This is a genomic window from Pseudomonas sp. 3MAES_34.3B (assembly GCF_058145875.1).
The window spans coordinates 1,643,176-1,662,189 of record NZ_CM176960.1 but is presented as its reverse complement, the minus strand read 5'-3'; the positions used below and the strand labels follow the sequence as shown (position 1 = coordinate 1,662,189).

The following is a 19,014-nucleotide window of genomic DNA, read 5'->3' as shown; positions in this document are numbered from 1 at the left end:
GCCATGGGCCGTTATCGCGAGCTGCAGGTGTTCGATGCCGTGGCCCGGGGCAGTAGCCTCGCGGCTGCGGCCCGGCAACTGGAGCTATCGCTCGCCACCGTGGCGCGCAGTGTCGCCGCGCTTGAAGCACGCCTGCAAAACACCCTGTTGCTACGCGGGCCGCGTGGGGTAAGCCTGACCCCCGCAGGCGAGCAGTTCGCGCAGAGTTGCCGGCAGATCCTGGCGCAAACCGAGATCGCGGAACGCTCCGCGGCGGGTATCCACGCCCGGCCAGAGGGCCAATTGACTGTCGCTTTGCCACTGCTGATTGACCTGCAGGTGTTCACGCCCATCGCCGTCGCCTATCTGGAGGCCTTCCCCGGGGTGGGCCTGGCGATCCAGGCCAGCGAGGGGCTGCCCCGGCTACTCAAAGACGGCATCGACGTGGCCATCGTGGTAGGCCACTTGCCTGATTCTTCCGAGTTTGCCATCCCGTTGGGTGAGGTTCGGCCTATCGTATGTGCCGCGCCTGCCTACCTCGCCCGGTGGGGGCACCCTGCTACGCCCGAGGATTTGAAAGCCCATCGCGCGGCAATAGTTACCTCAGCGGGCTACGACGCGCAGTGGCGTTTTTCCTCGAGGTGCACCAGCCGCGCGGCCAAACCCGCTCACGTATTGAGCTGCACTACCCAGCGGGGGGCCATCCGTGCCGCCACCCTGGGCGCAGGCTTGGTGCGCTGCCTTAGCTACGAGGCTCACGAAGAGCTGCGCAGCGGCGAGCTGGTTCAGGTGCTTACGGGCTATCCGGGCATGGGCGTGCCCGCTCAGCTGATCTACCGCCACGGCCGCCGCGCCGAAGCCCGGGTGCGCACCTTCATCGACTTCGCCACCCCGTTGCTGCGCGCCCACCCAGCGTTTTCGGGCTGAGGCAGAACAGCCCCGGCGGGTGATTATTCCGCAAAGTGGACTTATGGATTGCCAACCGTGGTGATTCTGCCGGGGCAGGGATAGGCGCAGCATGGCTGCACCAGCGTAGCCGCCCAGCCGGGCTTGCCAGTGCGCTGCCAGCCCTTCCCTACCCTACGGAGCCACGAGCATGCCAAACCCAGTGAAACTGTACCGCCACTCGCTTTCCGGCCATGCCCACCGCGTGCAATTGCTGCTGTCATTGCTCAACGTGCCCACAGACCTGGTAGACGTGGACCTGGCCCGCGGCGAGCATAAGCAGCCAGCGTTTCTGGCGATCAACCCCTTCGGGCAAGTGCCGGTGATTGATGACAACGGCACCTTGCTCGCCGACTCCAACGCGATCCTGGTGTACCTGGCGAAAACCTACGGCAGCGGCAGCTGGCAACCCGAGGACGCGCTCGCCGAAGCGCGGATTCAGCGCTGGCTGTCGGTGGCGGCCGGCCAGGTGGCGTACGGCCCCGCGGCGGCACGCTTGATTACCGTGTTCGGCGCGGCCTTCAATGCCGACGAAGTGATTGCCCGCGCCCATACCCTGCTCAAGTTGATGGACAGCGAATTGGCTGACCGCCCCTTCCTGGCCGGCGCTGAACCCACCATCGCCGATGTCGCCAACTACAGTTACATCGCCCACGCCCCTGAAGGCAATGTGTCATTGGAACCTTACCCGAATGTACGGGCGTGGCTGGCGCGCATCGAAGCCCTTCCCGGCTTTGTGCCCATGGCGCCCACTGCCGCGGGCTTGCTGGCCGCTTGAGTACGAACGCCTGACCGCCGGGGCCGCCGGCAACCTGTTCAAGGAGGTGAGCCATGGACACACTGCGCCAACCACCAGCATCGCCCTGGCATGCCGGCGAGAAACAGCTTCAGCAGACGTTCAATGCATCCGAACGGATGGAAGAACTCGGCCGCCGGGTCATCCGGGACTACATGCCCGACCAACACAGGGCCTTTTATCAGCAACTGCCCTTTATGGTGGTGGGCGCTGTGGACGCCAACCGGCGCCCGTGGGCCACCTTGCTAGAGGGGCCGGAAGGATTTATCACCAGCGCCGACCCACACCACTTGAACCTGGCTACCGAGCTGGACCCGCAAGACCCCGCCACCCCCGGCCTGCAAGCCGGCCAGGCCATTGGCATGCTGGGCATCGAACTGCACAGCCGCCGACGCAACCGGGTAAACGGGAGCATCCAGCACGCTTCGGCCGCCGGGCTGCAGGTGGCGGTGGAGCAATCCTACGGCAACTGCCCCAAATACATTCAGGAACGGGCCTACAGCCGGGTTGCCGGGGCGATCAGCGACAGGCCACAGGCGGTACACGCTGTTGCCCTCAACGACCAGACCCGCGCGTTGATCCGAGCAGCCGACACGTTCTTCGTCGCCAGCTATGTGGAGAATGAGGATCGCAGCCGCGCTGTGGACGTGTCTCACCGTGGCGGGCGCGCCGGGTTTATCAAGGTAGACGGCAATCGCCTGACAGTGCCGGACTACGCGGGCAACCTGTTCTTCAACACCTTGGGTAACCTGCAGGCAAACCCGGTGGCAGGGCTATTGTTCATCGACTTCGCCAGCGGCGACCTCCTGCAACTGAGCGGTCGCACCGAGTTGCTGCTGGACAGCCCGCTGACCCTGGCGTTCGAAGGCGCCGAGCGGCTGTGGACGGTCGAGGTGGAGCAGGTGGTTGTGCGGCCAGCGGCGATCAACCTGCGCTGGCTGTTTCATGACTACGCCCCCACCAGCCTGGCCACCGGCACCTGGGCGGAAACGGAAGAGCGCGCACAGCAGCAGGCACAGCGTGGGCAATGGCAACAGTGGCAGGTAGCACGAGTGGAACAGGAAAGCAGCGACATCCGCTCGATCTACCTGACACCGCCCGGCGGTACAGCTGTTCCCTTCGCCCCGGGCCAGCACCTGCCCATGCGCATCCATACCAACCAGGGCGCCTTGATCCGGACCTACAGCATTTCCAGCGCGCCCGGTGAGGAACACATCCGCATCAGCATCAAACGGCAAGGCCCGGCGTCGAGCCATCTGCATGATCGAGTGCAAGTGGGCGATCGGCTGGAGGTACGCTCCCCGGTGGGCGGCTTTACGCTGGTCGACAGCGACCGGCCGGTGGTGCTGCTAGGCGCGGGGGTGGGTATCACGCCCATGATCGCCATGGCCAAGGCACTGGTGGCGCACAATCAACAGCGGCAGAGTGCCCGCCCCGTACACTTGTTCCAGAGCGCCCGCAGCCTCGATGAGCTGCCCTTCCGGGAGGAACTCGCGGCGCTTCAACTCGGCTCGGCCGGCCAGTTGCACATCCATCGCATATTGAGCAGCCCGGGTGAATTGGCCGTGCTGGACCGGGACTACCAATTGGCCGGGCGGCTGGAATTCACACAGGTAAAGGCACGGTTGCCGCTGGATGACTACGACTTCTACCTGTGCGGCCCCGCAGGCTTTTTACAAGCGATGTACGACGGCCTGCGCAGCCTCAACATCCAGGACCTGCGCATTCATGCGGAAGCCTTTGGCCCTTCGGCGCTGCGCCGCTCGGCAACCGAGCCTCCACCCACGCTGGCCCAACCACCGGCGGCTACCAGCCCGGTACCGGTGCAGTTCAAAGCCTCTGCCGCCGAAGCTCGCTGGATACCTGGCGGGGGTACCTTGCTGGAGCTGGCCGAAAGCCGCGGGCTCAACCCTGAGTTCAGCTGCCGCGGCGGCTCGTGCGGCACGTGCAGCACGCGGTTGATCAGTGGTGAAGTGAACTACCCTACCCCGCCAGCGCAGATGCCGCCTGCCGATCAGGTGCTGATCTGCTGCGCCGTGCCGGCCCAAGGCAATGGAGAACCGCTGGTGCTGGATCTATAAAACACGCTGACAAGGAGCCCCCGATGGCCGACACCGAAACCCGCCCACCGCTGCCGCCGTTCACCCGCGACACCGCCATCCTCAAGGTGCGCCTGGCCGAGGATGGCTGGAACAGCCGCGACGCCGGCAAAGTCGCGCTGGCGTATACCCCCGATACCCGTTGGCGCAACCGCGCGGAATTCGCCACCAGCCGTGCCGAAGCCGAGGCCTTTCTGCGACGCAAATGGAACAAGGAGCTGGAGTACCGGCTGATCAAGGAACTGTGGGCCTTCACCGACAACCGCATCGCCGTGCGCTATGCCTACGAATGGCATGACGACTCCGGCAACTGGTTCCGCTCCTATGGCAACGAGAACTGGGAATTCGCCGACAACGGCCTGATGGCCCACCGCTTCGCCTGCATCAATGACCTGCCCATCACCGAGGCGGAGCGCAAATTCCGCTGGCCCCTCGGGCGCCGGCCGGATGACCATCCGGGGTTGTCTGAGCTGGGGCTGTGATGCGCTCGGGCATTCGGTCTCGGGCTAGGCTCGATGAAAGATTTCCGGTCGACAGGTAAAAGCGCCTTGAGTGTGAATGCCGCGCGTCCCTAAAATTGCGCGGCATTTTCCAAGGAGGTTTCAATGCGCACCGTTCGTTCGCTCCACCTCGGCACCGCTGGCGTGCTGGGTGCTTTCATTGCCGTACTATCAGGCTGCTCCACCGCGCCCACAGGCCCCCTGAGTGCCGCGCAGGTATCGGATATCCAGAAGGGAGTCAGCGGAGCCTTGGGCCCACTTACGCTGGCGGCCAACAAGGGCTGGCTCAACGGCACCGTTGCCCTGGACCTCGTCATTGACCGCGATAACCGTTTACTGAGCTGTAAGGGCAAATCGATAAAAGGCGCGCCCGGGCTGGTTACAGTAGCCGAGCAAGCCTGTTGGTCCGCGGTACTGCCCCTTTTGCCCCCCGAGGCCTTCAGCGCAGACGGGAAGTCCAGGCTTCGCGCCCCGGTGAACGTACAGATGGACCCGGACCGTAATCCCACACAACGCGCCTACCTTGAAGCCGTGGTGTTCCCGATGTTTACCCAGAATCAGTATTTCTGGGACAACGGCATCTCCCGGGTGGCGTTCGGAAGCGTCGGTGAAGCGGGCTTTCGCTATGTAGCTGACCGCGAAGGGCGAGTGCTCGCGTGCACTGCAAAGATCACGGCCACTGAAACTCGGAAAGAGGCTTTCAAGCAGAACCCTCAACTTGTGGCCAACCTTCAAAAAGCTTGCCTGGGAATAAACCTGGCAAACATGCCGGGGTTTCTAGTTGGCGATAACGGCCTGGCCACCGGCACGGTGTGGACGCCGTACGCACCATGGCGCAAGGCCGCGCCAGCCTTCAAAAGCCAGTGACGGCGTGCCATTACACCTTGGCAGAAGGCGCTTGAGAAAAACAGCTCAGACAGTTGCTTCCCACAGGGGGAACTCACCGCACCGCCCTTGTGGGAGATTCTATGGTTGATGCCTAGGTTTTTTGCAGCTCTTGTCTTCGAATGAACCGGGCTTCAAACGGCAAGTCCCTGCCATCCAGGCGCAAGGCTCCACCCGCGCTGGCGACTTCGATATCGCGCGCATGGTCACACTTGCGCCCGCCAAGGCAAAGGCAGGCCTATCAGCAAGGCAAGCGCGGCCCCTGTGGGAGCTGGGGGCCGGCCGTCCGGCGAAGCCTGTGAATTGGCGCACCGCCGAGCTCATTCCCTTTGCGGCTTACCTCACCCTTTACACCGCTTTGGCCTGGTACTCACTCTGGTCCTTGAGCAAAGCGAACACTACCCGGGCAAGCTTGCGCGCCAACATCACCAATGCTGCGGTTGTGCTGAAGCCTCGAGCCTTGCGTGCTTCGTACCAGGCCTTCCAGGCGCCAGTGCGGCTCGCTGCCATGGCCGCGTTATGCAGCAACCGGCGGACTTCCGAGTCGCCGCGCTTGCTTAACGAGCGGCGGCCATCCTTCTGGCCGGAGCTCGAAACACGCAGGTCGATTCCCAGAAACGCGATGAACGCATCAGAACTTCTGAAGTGGCCTCGCTGAAAGCTGGCCATCAGGCGGGCGGCAGTCAGAAACCCGATGCCTTCCACTTTCATGCAGCGTTTTATTTGACCAAGCAAGCCGACCTCCGTGAGGAGGTCCTTGATGGTTTTCTCAACCAGCGCTTCGAGCTTCAACATCGCTTTCACATGGCTTGCGAACGCGGCTTTCAGCAGGGGCTCGTTCGACCAGCTCTGTACCAGGGCGACTCGCGCGGCAACCAACGCGGCGCGCCGGCGAAACAGGCTGAGCAGCCTGCGGTAAAGCGGCGTAGGTGGCACCCAGGGATGCAGGTCATCGCCCTCGTTCTTGAGGTAGCGCGCCAACAGCCGAGCGTCCAGCGGGTCGGTTTTGGCACGGACACCCACCCCTTTACGGTAATGGCTGAGTTCATACCCGCCGACCATGTAAATAGTGCAGCCCGATTCGTGTGCCAGGTCGCAGAATTCAAGGTGGTAAATGTTGGTGGCTTCAATGGCGACTGCCACATTGGCTGGCAACGCCTTGAGCCATTTCTTGATGGCGGCCTTGGTATTGGGGATGGTGACGAGCTGTTCTTCGGCAGCGTGATAGATCACCAGTTCGGCCTTGGCGACATCGACGCCCACGATCGGTTGTAAGACGCAAGCGCGCATTGCCATGAGCTTATCTCCGGGATATGGTCTGAAGCACTTGAAGGGCCACCCAGAGGCGCAAGCTTGTTCCTATCGTTGGTCGAGCCAAAGCATTCTCTATCGGCGCTTGGGTGAAAGGAGGAGGGGCGATATCTCCCACGGTCTGTACTGCGGCTAACAGTCAGAATCGGGCGTTGTCCCTCCTCCTCCCTTCAAGTACTACCATACAAGACGGGGGGCCGGCCATCCGGCGCAGCCGTAGGCGGAGCTCGCGAATAATTGCCCCGCCCCCCCCCAAAGGCTACACTGCTCGCCCTTTGTCCAATGGGCCCTGGCCCCTTAGCGCGCCATGCCTTCTATCGAGCTTCTCGCCTTCCGTGTTTGGCACAACGATGCCGGCCTCAGCCGGCGCCGTAGCGTGCTGTTCGCGTTCACCTTCTCCCCGCCCGCCCTTTAGCGTCGATCTTCGGCTGGCGCACCCTGCGCCGGTATTCGTTCGCTTGCCGTGTGGGAACCGCATGAACCGCAATAAAACTGTATTGGGTGTTTTGATCCTCGCCGTGTCCGTGGTGGGGCTGGGGATGGGCGCAACCTTGCCGGTGGTGGCGTTGCGCATGTATCAGGCGCAGGCGCCGTCGCTTGCCATCGGCTTGCTGGCGGCAATGCCGGCGGTGGGGATGATGATCTCGGCGTTCATGGTCGATGGCTTGTGCCGGCGGCTGAGCCGGCGTGGTATCTACCTCCTCGCACTGGGCTTGTGCGCGGCCAGCGTGGCGGCCATCGACCCATTGGCGAACTGGCCATGGTGGCTGGCGGCGGCGCGGCTGGGCATGGGCATCGGGATGGGCGTGGTGATCATTCTCGGCGAAGCCTGGGTGAACGAAATCAGCGCCGATAACGTGCGTGGCCGGGTGGTGGCGCTGTACGCGACCAGTTTCACCGCGTTCCAGATGCTGGGCCCGGCGACCGTGGCGTGGCTGGGTGCGGACGGCCCTTGGGTGAATGCGCTGGTACTGGCAAGCCTGGCCGTGGCCCTGGGCCTGGTTGCATTCATCATGCCCGCCAGCGCAGCGGTACACGAGCAGAAGGCGGGGGGCTTCTCGGTGCTGGGGTTCGTGCGCGTAGCGCCCGCGCTGTGCATGGGTGTGCTGTTTTTCAGCTTCTTCGATAGCGTAGTGCTGTCGATGTTTCCGGTGTACGCAGCGGGGCTCGGGCATAGCCTGGCGGTGGCGGCGTTGATGAGCAGCGTGATCCTTGCCGGAGACGCGGCCTTTCAGTTGCCGCTGGGCTGGCTGTCTGACCGTTGTGAACGCGGCGGGCTGTACCTGGGGTGCGGCCTGCTGGTGCTTGGCCTCGGCGCGGGCCTGCCGTGGCTGATGGGCAGCGGCAACTGGCTATGGCCGGCGCTGTTGCTACTGGGCGCTGTGGCCGGAGGGATCTACACCCTGGCCATCACGCTGATTGGCGAGCGCTTTCAAGGGCCGGAGCTGGTGACCGCCAACGCCAGTGCCGGCCTGATCTGGGGGCTGGGCAGCCTGTTGGGGCCACTGGGCAGCGGCGCCTTGATGAGCGCCGGGCCACAGGGGGTGCCTCTCGCGCTCAGCGGCCTGGCGCTGGTGTTTGTTGCCGGTGCATGGGGTTATCAACGGCAGGCGCGGCGGCAACTCCAAGCCGCGCAATAGGCTGCCGGAGGTACGGGCGGTTATTCGCTTTTGGCGCCACCGTTATCCCGGTCGGTCTGGGCATCCTGATCCGAGCCCGGGTTGCCGGGCGGCGGGTTCCAATCCTCCAGGCGTTCGCCCGTTCCTTGCTTGGGCTCGGAATCGGCTTGCTCAAGGCCAGAATCGTGGCCCTCACCCGTATCGGGTGTGTTGTGCTCGATCGCCATAACGACGCTCCTTTTGAGTTACACGCAGTGCATCTGCGCTTATCAATCGGAGCGGCGCTCGCGGGCCCAAGTGCCGGATGGCCGACAGGCGGGGCTGATATACAAGCGGTGGATCAGCTGATTGACGTATGAGTGTCCGGCGCCACCGCGCCGAGCAACGACACTTCAACCTCCGCCATGGGCGCAGCCGCCGACGGCGCGAACAGCACATTGCTTGCGGTTAGCGCGCCTGACACATCCCCGTTGAGCGTGAGTTCGAAGCGGTGGCCTTCGGCGTCGGCCTCGAAGCTTTTCAGGTAAGTGCGGCTGTCATCCGCGTTGGTACGGATCGCGACAGTGCCGTCATACCCATCGCCGAAGCCGGTGAACCCCAGAGCGCTGAGATCAATCCGGTCCTGGCTGGCATCGAAATCGAGGATGCGGTCGCTGCTGTTGCCGGTTGTGGTGCGGAAACTGTCGGCCACGCTGGCGTAGCGGAACACATCGGCCCCTGCCCCACCGGACAGCAGGTCTCGGCCCAGGTTGCCCTGCAGCACATCATCCCCGGCCAACCCGCGCAGAATCTCGTCGCTGCCCAAGCCTTGCAACACATCGATTCCAGATGAGCCCACAAGCCTGGTGCTGCCGTCGGCACTGCCGAAAGTGGTATCCAGACTGCCATCGGCATTCAGCCGAACCGTGGCGAAATCGCTGCCGCCATTGGCGTAGGCATCCCCGGTGAGCAACAGCTGGCCGTTATCCAACACGGCGATGCCGCTGGCCTGTGCATAATCGCCAGGAAGGTCGATGCTCGCCAGGCCGTCGTTTCCAAAGCTGGCGTCCGTGCTGCCGTCGGCGTTCAGGCGCAGCACGGCAAAGTCGTCGAACGCGCTGGTGCTGGCGATCACAATCTTGCCGTTAGCCTGCACGGCCACGTCAGCGCGGTAGCTGGCGAGGTCGGTCAGCGCCACAGCCCCGTTATCGCCGAATGCCGTGTCCAGTTCCCCGCTGGCGGTGTAGTGGGTCAGGCTGTTCTGCCCGTGCAAGGCGCCCTGGACCAGCACACTGCCATCGGCCAGGGTGACGATGTTTTCCAGAAACAGAAAGGTACCGTTAGCCTGAAGCGTGAGCAGGCCGTTCGTGCCGAAGCTCGTGTCCCGGGTACCGTCGGCGTTCAACTGGGCCACGGCCAGGGTGTCGCCCTCCACCGCCCCTACCAACAGGCCTCCGCCCTCCTGAGCTTCCACCAAAGGTGTTTCACCGAACCCCACGGGCAAGCTGGCCTGGGCGTTGGCGTCGAACACCGCATCGGCCTTGCCGTCCGCCCCCCAACGTTGAACGATCGGAGTAGCGTCGTGGCCTTCGTGCGCTGTAACAACGCCGCCGTCCGCTTGCACGTCCAGGCTGTAGTCCTTTTCCAGCGGGATCTGCTTGTGGATAACCAGCCGACCGGCATGGCCGTAAGTGGTGTCCACAGCGCCATCGGCCAGCAGCTTCACGAGGGAGAAATCCCGGCCGTCGTCCAGGTCGTCGCTGTACTGGCTGAAGCCGGCGATCAGCAGGCTGCCGTCAGCCAGTACAGCCACGCCCTGTGCGTTATCGGTGTGCCCGGCAATGTCAACGATCATGCTGCCGGGGGCGCTGTAAGTGGTTGCCATGGTTCAGCCCTGCGGTGAGGTAGAACCTTGATCTTAGCCATGGCCGAGCGCTACGCCAGGTTACCCCTCAGGCTTTGAACAGTTCCTTCAAGCGGTCGCGCAAGGCATCCAGGCCGAAGGGCTTGACCATCAGCCGCATGTTCTTCTCCAGCCGGCCGATATGCCCGGTGACGTCGTCGGCATAGCCGGTAATGAACAGCACCTTGAGTTCAGGGCGCTTTTCCCGCGAGTGAGCGACCATCTCCAGGCCATTGCGCCCGCCCGGAAGGCCGATATCGGAGATGAGCAGGTCGATCGGCACATCAGATTCAAGAATGCGCATCCCCGCTACGCTGTCCGTGGCCTCGATAGCGGCATAGCCAAGGCCATGAACCACCTCGGCCAGGAGCATGCGAAGCGCCGCATCGTCTTCGACGATCAGCACGGTGAGGGCCTGACTGGCGGGGAGGAATGGCTCGCCGCTTTTGAGCGGTTGCGCTGGTTCCAACTCACCCTCGAAGCGCGGCAGATACAACGCTACGGTGGTCCCGCGGCCTGGCGTGGACGTGATACGCGCCTGGCCCCCGGACTGGCGGGCGAAGCCATACACCATCGAAAGCCCCAGGCCGGTGCCCTTGCCCATTGGCTTGGTGGTGAAAAAGGGCTCGAACGCCTTGTCGATGAGCGAAGCAGGCATACCGATACCGGTGTCACTCACGCTGATTCGAAGGTACTGACCTTCCGGCAGATCCAGTTGCCGGGCAGCGGCGGCGTCCACCACATCGTTATCACACCCAATGGAAATGCGCCCGCCATTGGGCATGGCGTCCCGCGCGTTGATGCACAGGTTCAGCAGCGCATTCTCAAGCTGGCCGGGGTCGATCAGGGCCAGCCAAAGGGGCTGGCTGCTCGCAACCTGCAGTTGGATCGAGGGCCCTACAGTGCGTTCTACCAAGGGCTGAAGCCCGGTAATCAGGGCATGCACGTTTGTCGGCTTGGGGGCCAGGGCTTGCCGTCTTGAGAAAGCCAGCAAGCGATGCGTGAGGGCGGCCCCTCGTTGTGCTGCCCCGAGGGCAACGCTCACGTAACGATCCAGCTCCTTGAACTCGCCTTGGGCAAGCTTGGCCTGCATCATCTCGAGGCAACCGGAAATACCGCCCAACAAGTTGTTGAAGTCGTGCGCGATGCCCCCCGTCAGCTGGCCCACCGCTTCCATCTTCTGGGACTGCCGCAAGGCCTCCTGGGCCTCTTCGCGTTCCTTGATCGCCTCCTTCACGCGCTGTTCCAGAGTGGCATTGAGCTCGTGGATAGCCGTTTCGGCGTTTTTGCGGTCGGTAACATCCACCGACGAGCCAATAAGCCCTATCACCTCGCCCGTGTCGCTGCGCAGGGGCTCCTTGGTGGATAACCATACGCTCACCGTACCGTCAGGCTGGCTGACCTGTTCTTCGATAACCTCCGCCACACCCGTGGACATGATCCGCTGGTCGGTCTCGGTAATGATCCGGGACTGCTCGGTATCAGCGAGAAATTCGGCGTCGGTCTTGCCCAGGTATTCCTCCGGGGGCCGGCCGATCAATGCGGTTGTACCCCGATTGGCCACCAACATGCGGCCTTCGCGGTCCTTGGCATACACCACGCCTGGAACCGCCTCGGTAAACATCCGCAGTAAGGCCGTGGCGCGGTCACGTTCCGCTTCAGCCGCGCGGCGGGCTTCGATATCGAGCAGTATTCCAGGGAAAAGCGTGGGCGCGCCCTGGGCATCGGTATCAACCCGCCCGAGCGCTTCTATCCAGCGGTAGGTCTGGTCTGTTCCACGGATTCGATACTCGCACCGGTAAGGTGCCCGCTTGATCAGTGCTTCCTGGACAGCGGCTTTTACCCTTGGGAGATCCTCGGGGTGAATTGAAACGAACATTTCACTGAGCGGCAGGCCGCGACGGCAATCCTCCACCGCGATGCCAAAGGTCTTGGAGAACCGCTCATCCGCAGTCACTCGATCATTAGGAACATCCCAGATCCAGGTACCGACAATCGCGGCGGCATCCAGCGCGAGGCGCAACCGCTCGAATGCGTCGGCTGCCGAACCTTCACTGGCTTGGTCTTCCAACAGGCGTGGCGGAGTAATACCCATGTTTATGGTGACCTTAATGAAGCAAGCCGCTTTGTCTGGAAGAGATTGAGGGATACCAGGATTTTCGAACCGCGCGGCATGGCTGAACGTCGGACTAGTGTCTGGTGTAGCTACCGCAGGTTCGCGGCTGATTTTTCCAGTGTTTTCTCGATGCTACAAGGCACCTCAAGGATTAACCGGCAGCGCTTTCACAATCCGGGCTGTAACCCCACCACTCTTTATCAAGCGAGGCTCCATGGCTACCTACAAAGACACCGTGTACTGGTACGGCACCCCCAAGGACGACGCTATTGTAGACGTGTTCGGGGTGCGCAACGTGATGTACGGCGGTGCGGGGGATGATGAGCTCAACGGCGGATTCAGCTCCGATAGCGTATCGGTACTGATCGGAGGAAGCGGCCGCGACGGACTGAACGCGATCAGTGCTGTGAACATCTTGCGGTTCAACAGCGTAACCGACAGTTACCGGGACGCCACAACCGCTCATTGGGATTCCGTTTACAACTTCGATACCACCCACGACAAGCTAGACCTGACCGCGCTCGGCTATACCGGCATCGGCGACGGCCACGGCCATACGCTGAAGGTGATGTACAACGAAACCACGAATACCACCTACCTCAAAAGTTTCGATGCCAACGCACTCGGCCAGCGTTTCGAGTTGGGGTTTGGTGGCCACGACTACACCTTCAGCGATGCCAACTTTGTCACCCTGCTCGCGGGTACTTCCCATGCCGACCAACTTACCGGGAGCGATCAGGACGCTACGCTGGCTGGCTACGAGGGAAGGGACACACTGGTTGGCGGCAGCGCCGATGAGCGCCTCGACGGAGGTGCCGGTGGGGATACCCTCACAGGTGGCATTGGGGCCGATGCCTTTGTGTTCCGGAGTGTCGGCGACAGTGTGCGAGCCGACGTGCCTGGCGGAACCGGTGGCCGGGACCTGATCACAGACTTTTCCGCAGCGGACGGTGACACGCTGGATTTGTCTCTTCTGGGTTTCACAGGCTTCGGAAATGGCCTCAACGGCACACTGAAATTGTCGGTAAACGCTGCCGGCGACAAGACCGCGCTCAAGTCAATGGAAACCGACAGCGCGGGCAGTCACTTCGAGGTGTTTTTCAACGGCAACCTTGCCGGCGACCTGAACCGGGATACGGTGATCTTCGCCAATACTACAGGCGACAAAGTGGTTAATACCCTGACGCGGGACGATCAGGAAATCGTGGGCACCGACAAAGCCGAAACCATCGTGGGTGGTGATGCGCGGGACGAGATCCTGGGCTTTGCCGGCAACGACAGGATCACTGGCGGCACTGGCGACGATTCCATGGCCGGCGGCAAGGGCGCGGATACCCTGACCGGCGGCGAAGGGCGCGACGACTTCGTGTTCTACAGCATCGCGGAAAGCTACCGTACCGCAACGGCCGACTACTCGGACACCATTACCGACTACGAAAAGGGCGACATCCTCTACGCCCTGGACCTGGGCTTCGACGACCTGGGCGATGGAACCGGCCGCACGCTCGCGCTGGACTACGACAAGGCCACCGACAAGACCCTGCTGCATTCACGGGAGGCGGATGATCAGGGCCGGTATTTCCAGATCACCTTGGCAGGAGAACACACCACCGTGTCGATCGCGCTGGACGGCTTGTATGTGGATGAACAGCCGATTTCCATCCTTGGCGTGGACCCTCATGGGCCTGCGCCGGTTTGATGTTAACCAGGTGGGCTGCATCTCCCGATGAAAGCGCAGCCAGGCTCTATCCTCAGCTTTTTCATTCCTCGAGCGCCTTCCAATGCTCCATGTTCAGGCTGTGTTCAAAAGCTACCCTACCGCCCAGGGCCCGCTGCCCGTATTGCGCGGCGCAGATTTACAGATGAGCCAAGGCGAGAGCCTGGCGTTGATGGGCGAATCCGGCAGCGGCAAAAGCACCCTGCTGCACCTGGTGGCGGGCCTGGACCAGGTGGACAGCGGCAGTATCGAAGTCGCCGGCCAGCGGCTGGACCGTATGGGCGAGGCCCAGCTGGCCAACTGGCGGCGTACGCAAATCGGCCTGGTGTTCCAGCAGTTCAACCTGATCGGCAGCCTGCGGGTGGAGGACAACCTGGCGTTTCAGGCGCGGCTGGCGGGCCGGTTGGATACCCCGTGGCAAGCCCAGCTGGTAGAGCGGCTGGGGCTAGGCCCACTGCTCAAGCGTTACCCGGAGCAGCTTTCCGGCGGGCAACAACAACGCGTTGCCATCGGTCGGGCGTTGGCTTCGCGCCCTGCCCTGCTGCTGGCGGATGAGCCCACCGGCAACCTCGACGAAGCCACCAGTGACGACGTGCTGCAACTGCTGCTGGACCTGCTCGCCGACAGCCCGACCAGCCTGTTGATGGTTACGCACAGCCCACGGGTGGCGGGGCGCTTGTCGCGGCAGGCGGTGCTGCATCACGGGCGGCTTGCCACCGGGGACGGGCGCTGAGATGCGCGTGTGCTATTGGGCGCTGCGCGCATTGATCAGCCACTGGCGCCGCCATCCGGTGCAATTTTTCAGCGTGCTTACTGGCCTGTGGCTGGCCACGAGCCTGCTGACCGGTGTGCAGGCGCTCAACAGTCAGGCCCGGGACAGCTACGCCAAGGCCAGCCAGTTGATCGGCGGTGCGCCACAAGCCCGCCTGGTCCCGGCCAAGGGAGTGACTGTGCCGCAAGCCTTGTTCGTGACACTGCGGCGCGCAGGCTGGCCTGTGTCGCCGGTACTGCGCGGGCGCATCGTTCTCAAAGAAACGCCTGATCAGCGCCTGCAACTGATGGGGATCGAACCGGTGTCGATGCCCAGTGGCACGGCGCTGGCAGGGCAAGCGCTGGATACTGGGGAGATCGTCGAGTTCTTCACCCCGCCGGGGGTGACCTGGATCGCACCGCAAACACTGCACGCGCTGGGCCTGCGTGAAGGTGACCAGCCCTTGAATGAAGCCGGCCAACCCTTGCCGCCGCTGCGGACGAAAGCGGATATGGCACCCGGGCTGCTGTTGATGGACATCGGGTTCGCCCAGCACGTACTGAACCTGCCGGATCAAGTGTCCTACCTGCTGGCGCCCAGGGATTTTGCCCTGCACCTCCCGCCCTTGCCGGATAACGCCGCAGGGCAACTGGTGCTCAAGCAGAGTGGCGAAGAAAACGACCTGAGCCGGCTTACCGAGAGCTTCCATCTGAACCTCGACGCGCTGGGTTTCCTCTCCTTCGTGGTAGGGCTGTTCATTGTGCACGCCGCGATCGGCCTGGCCCTGGAGCAGCGTCGCGGTTTGCTGCGCAACTTGCGGGCCTGCGGCGTGAGCGCGCGGGCGTTGATCCTTTGCCTGGCGCTCGAGCTGGGTGGTTTGTCGCTGCTCGGTGGCATCGCCGGCGTGGTCAGCGGCTACTGGTTGGCCAGCCTGTTGTTGCCCGATGTGGCCGCCAGCCTGAGGGGTTTGTACGGTGCGGAGGTCGCGGGGCAGCTCACCCTCAGCCCGTTGTGGTGGCTGAGCGGCCTGGGGGTCAGTTTGCTGGGGGCGTTTCTGGCCGGGGGCAACAGCTTGCTGCGCGCCGCCCGCCTGCCCCTGCTGGCATTGGGCAATGCGCAGGCCTGGCATGAAGAACATGCACGCTGGCTGCGCCGCCAGGGCTGGCTTGCCGGGCTGGGGATGGTAACGGCACTGGCGGCTGCGTTGTGGGGTAACAGCCTGGCCCTGGGGTTTGTGCTGATGGCGGGCCTGTTGCTGGGCGCCGCGCTCGGGTTGCCGGTATTGCTCAACGGGCTACTCAAGGGTTTGCTGGGGCGAAGCCGTTCGGTGCTGGGGCAATGGTTTCTGGCCGACTGCCGACAGCAATTGCCAGCGCTCAGCCTGGCGTTGATGGCGCTGCTGCTGGCCATGGCCGCGAACATCGGCGCCGGCAGCATGACCTCCGGCTTTCGGCAAACCTTCAGCGACTGGCTGGAACAACGCCTCACCGCCGAGCTGTACATCAACCCCGCCGATGCGGCTCAAGCGTTGCCGATGCAGCGCTGGCTGAACCAACAGGCGTCCATCGACGCCGTGCTCCCCAACTGGCAAGTGTCCCTCCAATTGCAGGGCTGGCCGGCAGAGCTGTACGGCATTATCGACCACCCCAACTACCGCGAACACTGGCCGCTGCTGGAGGCAGCCAGCGGCGATGCCTGGGCGCAACTGGCGAACGCCGAGGCAGTGATGCTCAGCGAGCAGTTGGCGAGGCGGCTCAAGGTGGGTATCGGTGACACCGTGACATTGCCCGCCCCTGAAGGCGACTGGGCGCTGCGGGTGGTCGGCATTTACGCAGACTACGGCAACCCCAAGGGGCACATTCTGGTAAATGCGGCCCATTTGCTCGCTCACTGGCCCGACCTTATGCCCAACCGCTTCAACCTGCGGATCGCCCCGCAGAAAGTGGCCCCACTGCTTGAGCAGCTGCATGCGCACTTTGCGCTGGACGACAGCCATGTGATCGAACAGGGCCAGCTGAAAGCCTGGTCCACGCAGGTGTTCGAGCGCACCTTCGCCGCAACCGCCGCGCTCAACAGCCTCACCCTGGGGGTAGCCGGCGTGGCGTTGTTCATCAGCCTGCTCACCCAGAGCCAGAGCCGGCTCGGGCAGCTTGCACCGCTGTGGGCGCTGGGGGTTACACGGCGCCAGCTGATGCTGTTGAACCTGGCGCAAACCTGGCTGCTCGCGGTGCTCACGCTGGTACTTGCCGTGCCGTTGGGCTGGCTACTGGCCTGGTGCCTGGATGCGGTGATCAATGTTCAGGCCTTCGGCTGGCGCCTGCCGCTGCGGATCTTCCCGCTGCAGGTATTGCAGCTGCTGGCGCTGGCATTGCTGGCCACATTGCTTGCCTCGGCATGGCCGCTGTACCGGCTGTTCCGCACCCAGCCCGCCGACCTCCTCAGGACCTTTGCCAATGAAGATTGAATGGGCACTGTGCGCCTGGGCATTGCTGGCACTCGCCGGCTGCGACAACAAGCCCGAGGCCGAAAAAGGCTTCGCGGGCCTGGCCGATGATGCTGCGAGCTACACCCAGGTTACCCCAGGCAAACGCTTCGAGTTCCCTCAGGACCACGGCCCGCATGATGGCTTTCGTATCGAATGGTGGTACATCACGGCCAACCTCACCAGCACCGAAGGCGAGGAACTGGGCGTGCAATGGACGCTGTTCCGCAACGCCCTCCCCCGCGCGGCGGGCGTGGCCGGCGCCAGCACAGGCTGGAGCAATCGCAACCTGTGGATGGGCCATGCGGCCGTGACTGCCGCCAACCGGCACTACGCCGCCGAGCGGTACGCCCGTGGCGGCGTGGGCCAGGCAGGGGTGGCGTTACAGCCCTTTGCTGCATGGATTGATGACTGGGCGTTGAACAGCCAACCGGGCATGCCTGACCCGTTGACCAGCATGCAGCTGACGGCGGCAGGCCCTCGTTTCAATTACCGCCTGCACCTCACCTCAAGCCGCCCGCTGGTGCTGCAAGGCAATCAGGGTTTCAGCCAGAAATCCGAGGAAGGGCAAGCGTCGTATTACTACAGCCAGCCCTTCTTTCAGGCCGAGGGCAGCGTCACCATCGACGACAAAACCTACCAGGTGTCGGGCTCGGCCTGGCTGGACCGCGAGTGGAGTAGCCAGCCGCTCACGGCCAACCAGACCGGCTGGGACTGGTTCTCCGTGCATCTGGATAACGGCGCGCAGGTGATGCTCTACCGCATGCGGCAAAAGGAAGGCGCGCCTTACCTGACGGGCACCTGGATCAACGCCGATGGCAGTACCGAACCTCTGGCCAGTAAAGACATTGTGCTGGTGCCCGGCGAAACCACCCGGGTCGAAGGCCATGACATGCCTACCCGTTGGGCAGTGAAAATCCCCGGCAAGGGCGTAGACATCACCGCCGCCGCACTGAACCCCAAGGCCTGGATGAATTTGCGTATCCCCTACTGGGAAGGGCCGATCACGCTCAGCGGCAGCCACAAGGGCGTGGGGTACCTGGAGATGACCGGGTATTGAGGGTACCCCGCGCCTCGCGCTCTGCTTTAATGAACTATCAACCGATGTTTTCAGCACACCTGTGCCGGCTCCGATCCCTCCCGCGAGGCAAGGGCAGCGGCGGCTAGATCGACTGATCTGGTTTACGCAACCGCTAACGGCAGAGGGTTCAGATCATGAGTAATTGCTTCAATACCTGGTTGGGCAGGCCATGGCATGCTCCGGAAGACACCCCCCTCGATGAGTTGCGCATCCGCGCACTGCTGACTTCCAGGTGCCGATATCGCGCTGCCAGCCGCATCAATGTGATGTCGAGGTTCTCCTTTTACGCCACAGTTTTACTGTCCCTTGGTTTGATCATTATCCCGCTGCATAAACTGTCTGGGGCCCACGCGGCGTTCAGCGAGCACATACTGAACGCAATGGAAGTATTTCTGGCAACCGCGGTGCTGGTGTTTTCGGCGGTTACGAGTGTGGCGCAATACGAGCTACGTACGTACCTGCTGAACAAATGCGGCCGAGAACTAAAGCGCCTGGCAGGGGAAATTTCCGGCTACTTAGCCTTTACAACGGTTCCAAACGCCAACGAGCTGTTCTACGCTCATCGCGATTACTCGGATATCTATACCCGCATTGCCGAAGACGCCGAAAACCATACGAACGTGGACTATCGCCTCGCGCTGCTCTCCATGCCGGACTACTACGCATATCCCAGGGACCGTCGGCTGATCTACTGGTTTGTCACCGTGTTGATATTGTTAATCCCTTATGTGATTCCCGTGGCCTTTATCGTCCTGGAAGGTGTGTTTATCGTGGACATGTTCGGCGACCACTGCAGCGCTATCTTGTCGTTCCTGCCTGCGGGCAAGGGGTAACGGCCGGGGGCGCACCCG

At 63.1% G+C, this 19,014-nt stretch carries 15 protein-coding genes; 11 read left to right on the top strand and 4 right to left on the bottom strand.

The window, feature by feature from the left end:
* Nucleotides 1-3: 3 nt before the first annotated feature.
* The 5 genes from AC3Z8Y_RS07410 (at nt 4) to AC3Z8Y_RS07390 (ending at nt 5,186) form a co-directional block, all read left to right on the top strand.
* On the top strand, nt 4-906 hold the full coding sequence (locus tag AC3Z8Y_RS07410; RefSeq protein WP_490089099.1) for a LysR family transcriptional regulator: 903 nt from the start codon (nt 4-6) through the stop codon (nt 904-906).
* A 169-nt stretch (nt 907-1,075) separates the two neighbouring features.
* Complete coding sequence (locus AC3Z8Y_RS07405) at nt 1,076-1,702, top strand: glutathione S-transferase family protein (protein WP_490089098.1); 627 nt, start codon at nt 1,076-1,078, stop codon at nt 1,700-1,702.
* 53 nt (nt 1,703-1,755) lie between these two features.
* A complete protein-coding gene (locus AC3Z8Y_RS07400) occupies nt 1,756-3,801 on the top strand; it encodes a pyridoxamine 5'-phosphate oxidase family protein (protein WP_490089097.1) in 2,046 nt (681 codons plus the stop codon).
* A 23-nt stretch (nt 3,802-3,824) separates the two neighbouring features.
* A complete protein-coding gene (locus AC3Z8Y_RS07395) occupies nt 3,825-4,301 on the top strand; it encodes a nuclear transport factor 2 family protein (protein WP_490089096.1) in 477 nt (158 codons plus the stop codon).
* A gap of 123 nt (nt 4,302-4,424) precedes the next feature.
* A complete protein-coding gene (locus AC3Z8Y_RS07390) occupies nt 4,425-5,186 on the top strand; it encodes a hypothetical protein (RefSeq protein WP_490089095.1) in 762 nt (253 codons plus the stop codon).
* A 366-nt stretch (nt 5,187-5,552) separates the two neighbouring features.
* Here AC3Z8Y_RS07390 and AC3Z8Y_RS07385 read toward each other — a convergent pair whose 3' ends face one another.
* Nucleotides 5,553-6,500, bottom strand: a complete 948-nt coding sequence (locus AC3Z8Y_RS07385) for an IS110 family transposase (RefSeq protein ID WP_490086267.1) — start codon at nt 6,498-6,500, stop codon at nt 5,553-5,555.
* Between the two features lie 491 nt (nt 6,501-6,991).
* Between AC3Z8Y_RS07385 and AC3Z8Y_RS07380 the strand changes: the two genes are divergently transcribed.
* Entirely contained in the window at nt 6,992-8,155 is a 1,164-nt protein-coding gene (locus tag AC3Z8Y_RS07380; RefSeq protein ID WP_490089094.1) for an MFS transporter, read from the top strand.
* A 20-nt stretch (nt 8,156-8,175) separates the two neighbouring features.
* On the opposite strand, the gene AC3Z8Y_RS07375 is transcribed toward AC3Z8Y_RS07380, so the two are convergent.
* The 3 genes from AC3Z8Y_RS07375 to AC3Z8Y_RS07365 all read right to left on the bottom strand — a co-directional run bounded on the left by AC3Z8Y_RS07375 (nt 8,176) and on the right by AC3Z8Y_RS07365 (nt 12,117).
* Nucleotides 8,176-8,361, bottom strand: coding sequence for a hypothetical protein (locus AC3Z8Y_RS07375; RefSeq protein ID WP_181116312.1), 186 nt, complete (start codon nt 8,359-8,361; stop codon nt 8,176-8,178).
* 113 nt (nt 8,362-8,474) lie between these two features.
* Nucleotides 8,475-9,998, bottom strand: coding sequence for a M10 family metallopeptidase C-terminal domain-containing protein (locus AC3Z8Y_RS07370; RefSeq protein ID WP_490089093.1), 1,524 nt, complete (start codon nt 9,996-9,998; stop codon nt 8,475-8,477).
* A gap of 67 nt (nt 9,999-10,065) precedes the next feature.
* Nucleotides 10,066-12,117, bottom strand: a complete 2,052-nt coding sequence (locus tag AC3Z8Y_RS07365) for a hybrid sensor histidine kinase/response regulator (RefSeq protein WP_490089960.1) — start codon at nt 12,115-12,117, stop codon at nt 10,066-10,068.
* 229 nt (nt 12,118-12,346) lie between these two features.
* On the opposite strand from AC3Z8Y_RS07365, the gene AC3Z8Y_RS07360 reads away from it, so the two are divergent.
* The 5 genes from AC3Z8Y_RS07360 to AC3Z8Y_RS07340 all read left to right on the top strand — a co-directional run bounded on the left by AC3Z8Y_RS07360 (nt 12,347) and on the right by AC3Z8Y_RS07340 (nt 18,996).
* Entirely contained in the window at nt 12,347-13,831 is a 1,485-nt protein-coding gene (locus AC3Z8Y_RS07360; protein WP_490089092.1) for a calcium-binding protein, read from the top strand.
* Between the two features lie 82 nt (nt 13,832-13,913).
* Entirely contained in the window at nt 13,914-14,582 is a 669-nt protein-coding gene (locus tag AC3Z8Y_RS07355; RefSeq protein ID WP_490089091.1) for an ABC transporter ATP-binding protein, read from the top strand.
* 1 nt (nt 14,583) lies between these two features.
* Complete coding sequence (locus AC3Z8Y_RS07350; RefSeq protein ID WP_490089090.1) at nt 14,584-17,064, top strand: FtsX-like permease family protein; 2,481 nt, start codon at nt 14,584-14,586, stop codon at nt 17,062-17,064.
* On the top strand, nt 17,054-18,142 hold the full coding sequence (locus AC3Z8Y_RS07345) for a lipocalin-like domain-containing protein (protein ID WP_490089089.1): 1,089 nt from the start codon (nt 17,054-17,056) through the stop codon (nt 18,140-18,142). The genes AC3Z8Y_RS07350 and AC3Z8Y_RS07345 overlap by 11 nt, the downstream gene beginning before the upstream one ends.
* A 155-nt stretch (nt 18,143-18,297) precedes the next feature.
* Complete coding sequence (locus AC3Z8Y_RS07340; RefSeq protein ID WP_490089088.1) at nt 18,298-18,996, top strand: SLATT domain-containing protein; 699 nt, start codon at nt 18,298-18,300, stop codon at nt 18,994-18,996.
* The last annotated feature ends 18 nt before the right edge of the window (nt 18,997-19,014 follow it).

Coding starts and splice junctions, on each gene's coding strand:
- AC3Z8Y_RS07410 (WP_490089099.1), top strand. CDS start 4: ATGGGCCGTTATCGCGAGCTGCAGGTGTTCGATGCCGTGGCCCGGGGC.
- AC3Z8Y_RS07405 (WP_490089098.1), top strand. CDS start 1,076: ATGCCAAACCCAGTGAAACTGTACCGCCACTCGCTTTCCGGCCATGCC.
- AC3Z8Y_RS07400 (WP_490089097.1), top strand. CDS start 1,756: ATGGACACACTGCGCCAACCACCAGCATCGCCCTGGCATGCCGGCGAG.
- AC3Z8Y_RS07395 (WP_490089096.1), top strand. CDS start 3,825: ATGGCCGACACCGAAACCCGCCCACCGCTGCCGCCGTTCACCCGCGAC.
- AC3Z8Y_RS07390 (WP_490089095.1), top strand. CDS start 4,425: ATGCGCACCGTTCGTTCGCTCCACCTCGGCACCGCTGGCGTGCTGGGT.
- AC3Z8Y_RS07385 (WP_490086267.1), bottom strand. CDS start 6,500: ATGGCAATGCGCGCTTGCGTCTTACAACCGATCGTGGGCGTCGATGTC.
- AC3Z8Y_RS07380 (WP_490089094.1), top strand. CDS start 6,992: ATGAACCGCAATAAAACTGTATTGGGTGTTTTGATCCTCGCCGTGTCC.
- AC3Z8Y_RS07375 (WP_181116312.1), bottom strand. CDS start 8,361: ATGGCGATCGAGCACAACACACCCGATACGGGTGAGGGCCACGATTCT.
- AC3Z8Y_RS07370 (WP_490089093.1), bottom strand. CDS start 9,998: ATGGCAACCACTTACAGCGCCCCCGGCAGCATGATCGTTGACATTGCC.
- AC3Z8Y_RS07360 (WP_490089092.1), top strand. CDS start 12,347: ATGGCTACCTACAAAGACACCGTGTACTGGTACGGCACCCCCAAGGAC.
- AC3Z8Y_RS07355 (WP_490089091.1), top strand. CDS start 13,914: ATGCTCCATGTTCAGGCTGTGTTCAAAAGCTACCCTACCGCCCAGGGC.
- AC3Z8Y_RS07350 (WP_490089090.1), top strand. CDS start 14,584: ATGCGCGTGTGCTATTGGGCGCTGCGCGCATTGATCAGCCACTGGCGC.
- AC3Z8Y_RS07345 (WP_490089089.1), top strand. CDS start 17,054: ATGAAGATTGAATGGGCACTGTGCGCCTGGGCATTGCTGGCACTCGCC.
- AC3Z8Y_RS07340 (WP_490089088.1), top strand. CDS start 18,298: ATGAGTAATTGCTTCAATACCTGGTTGGGCAGGCCATGGCATGCTCCG.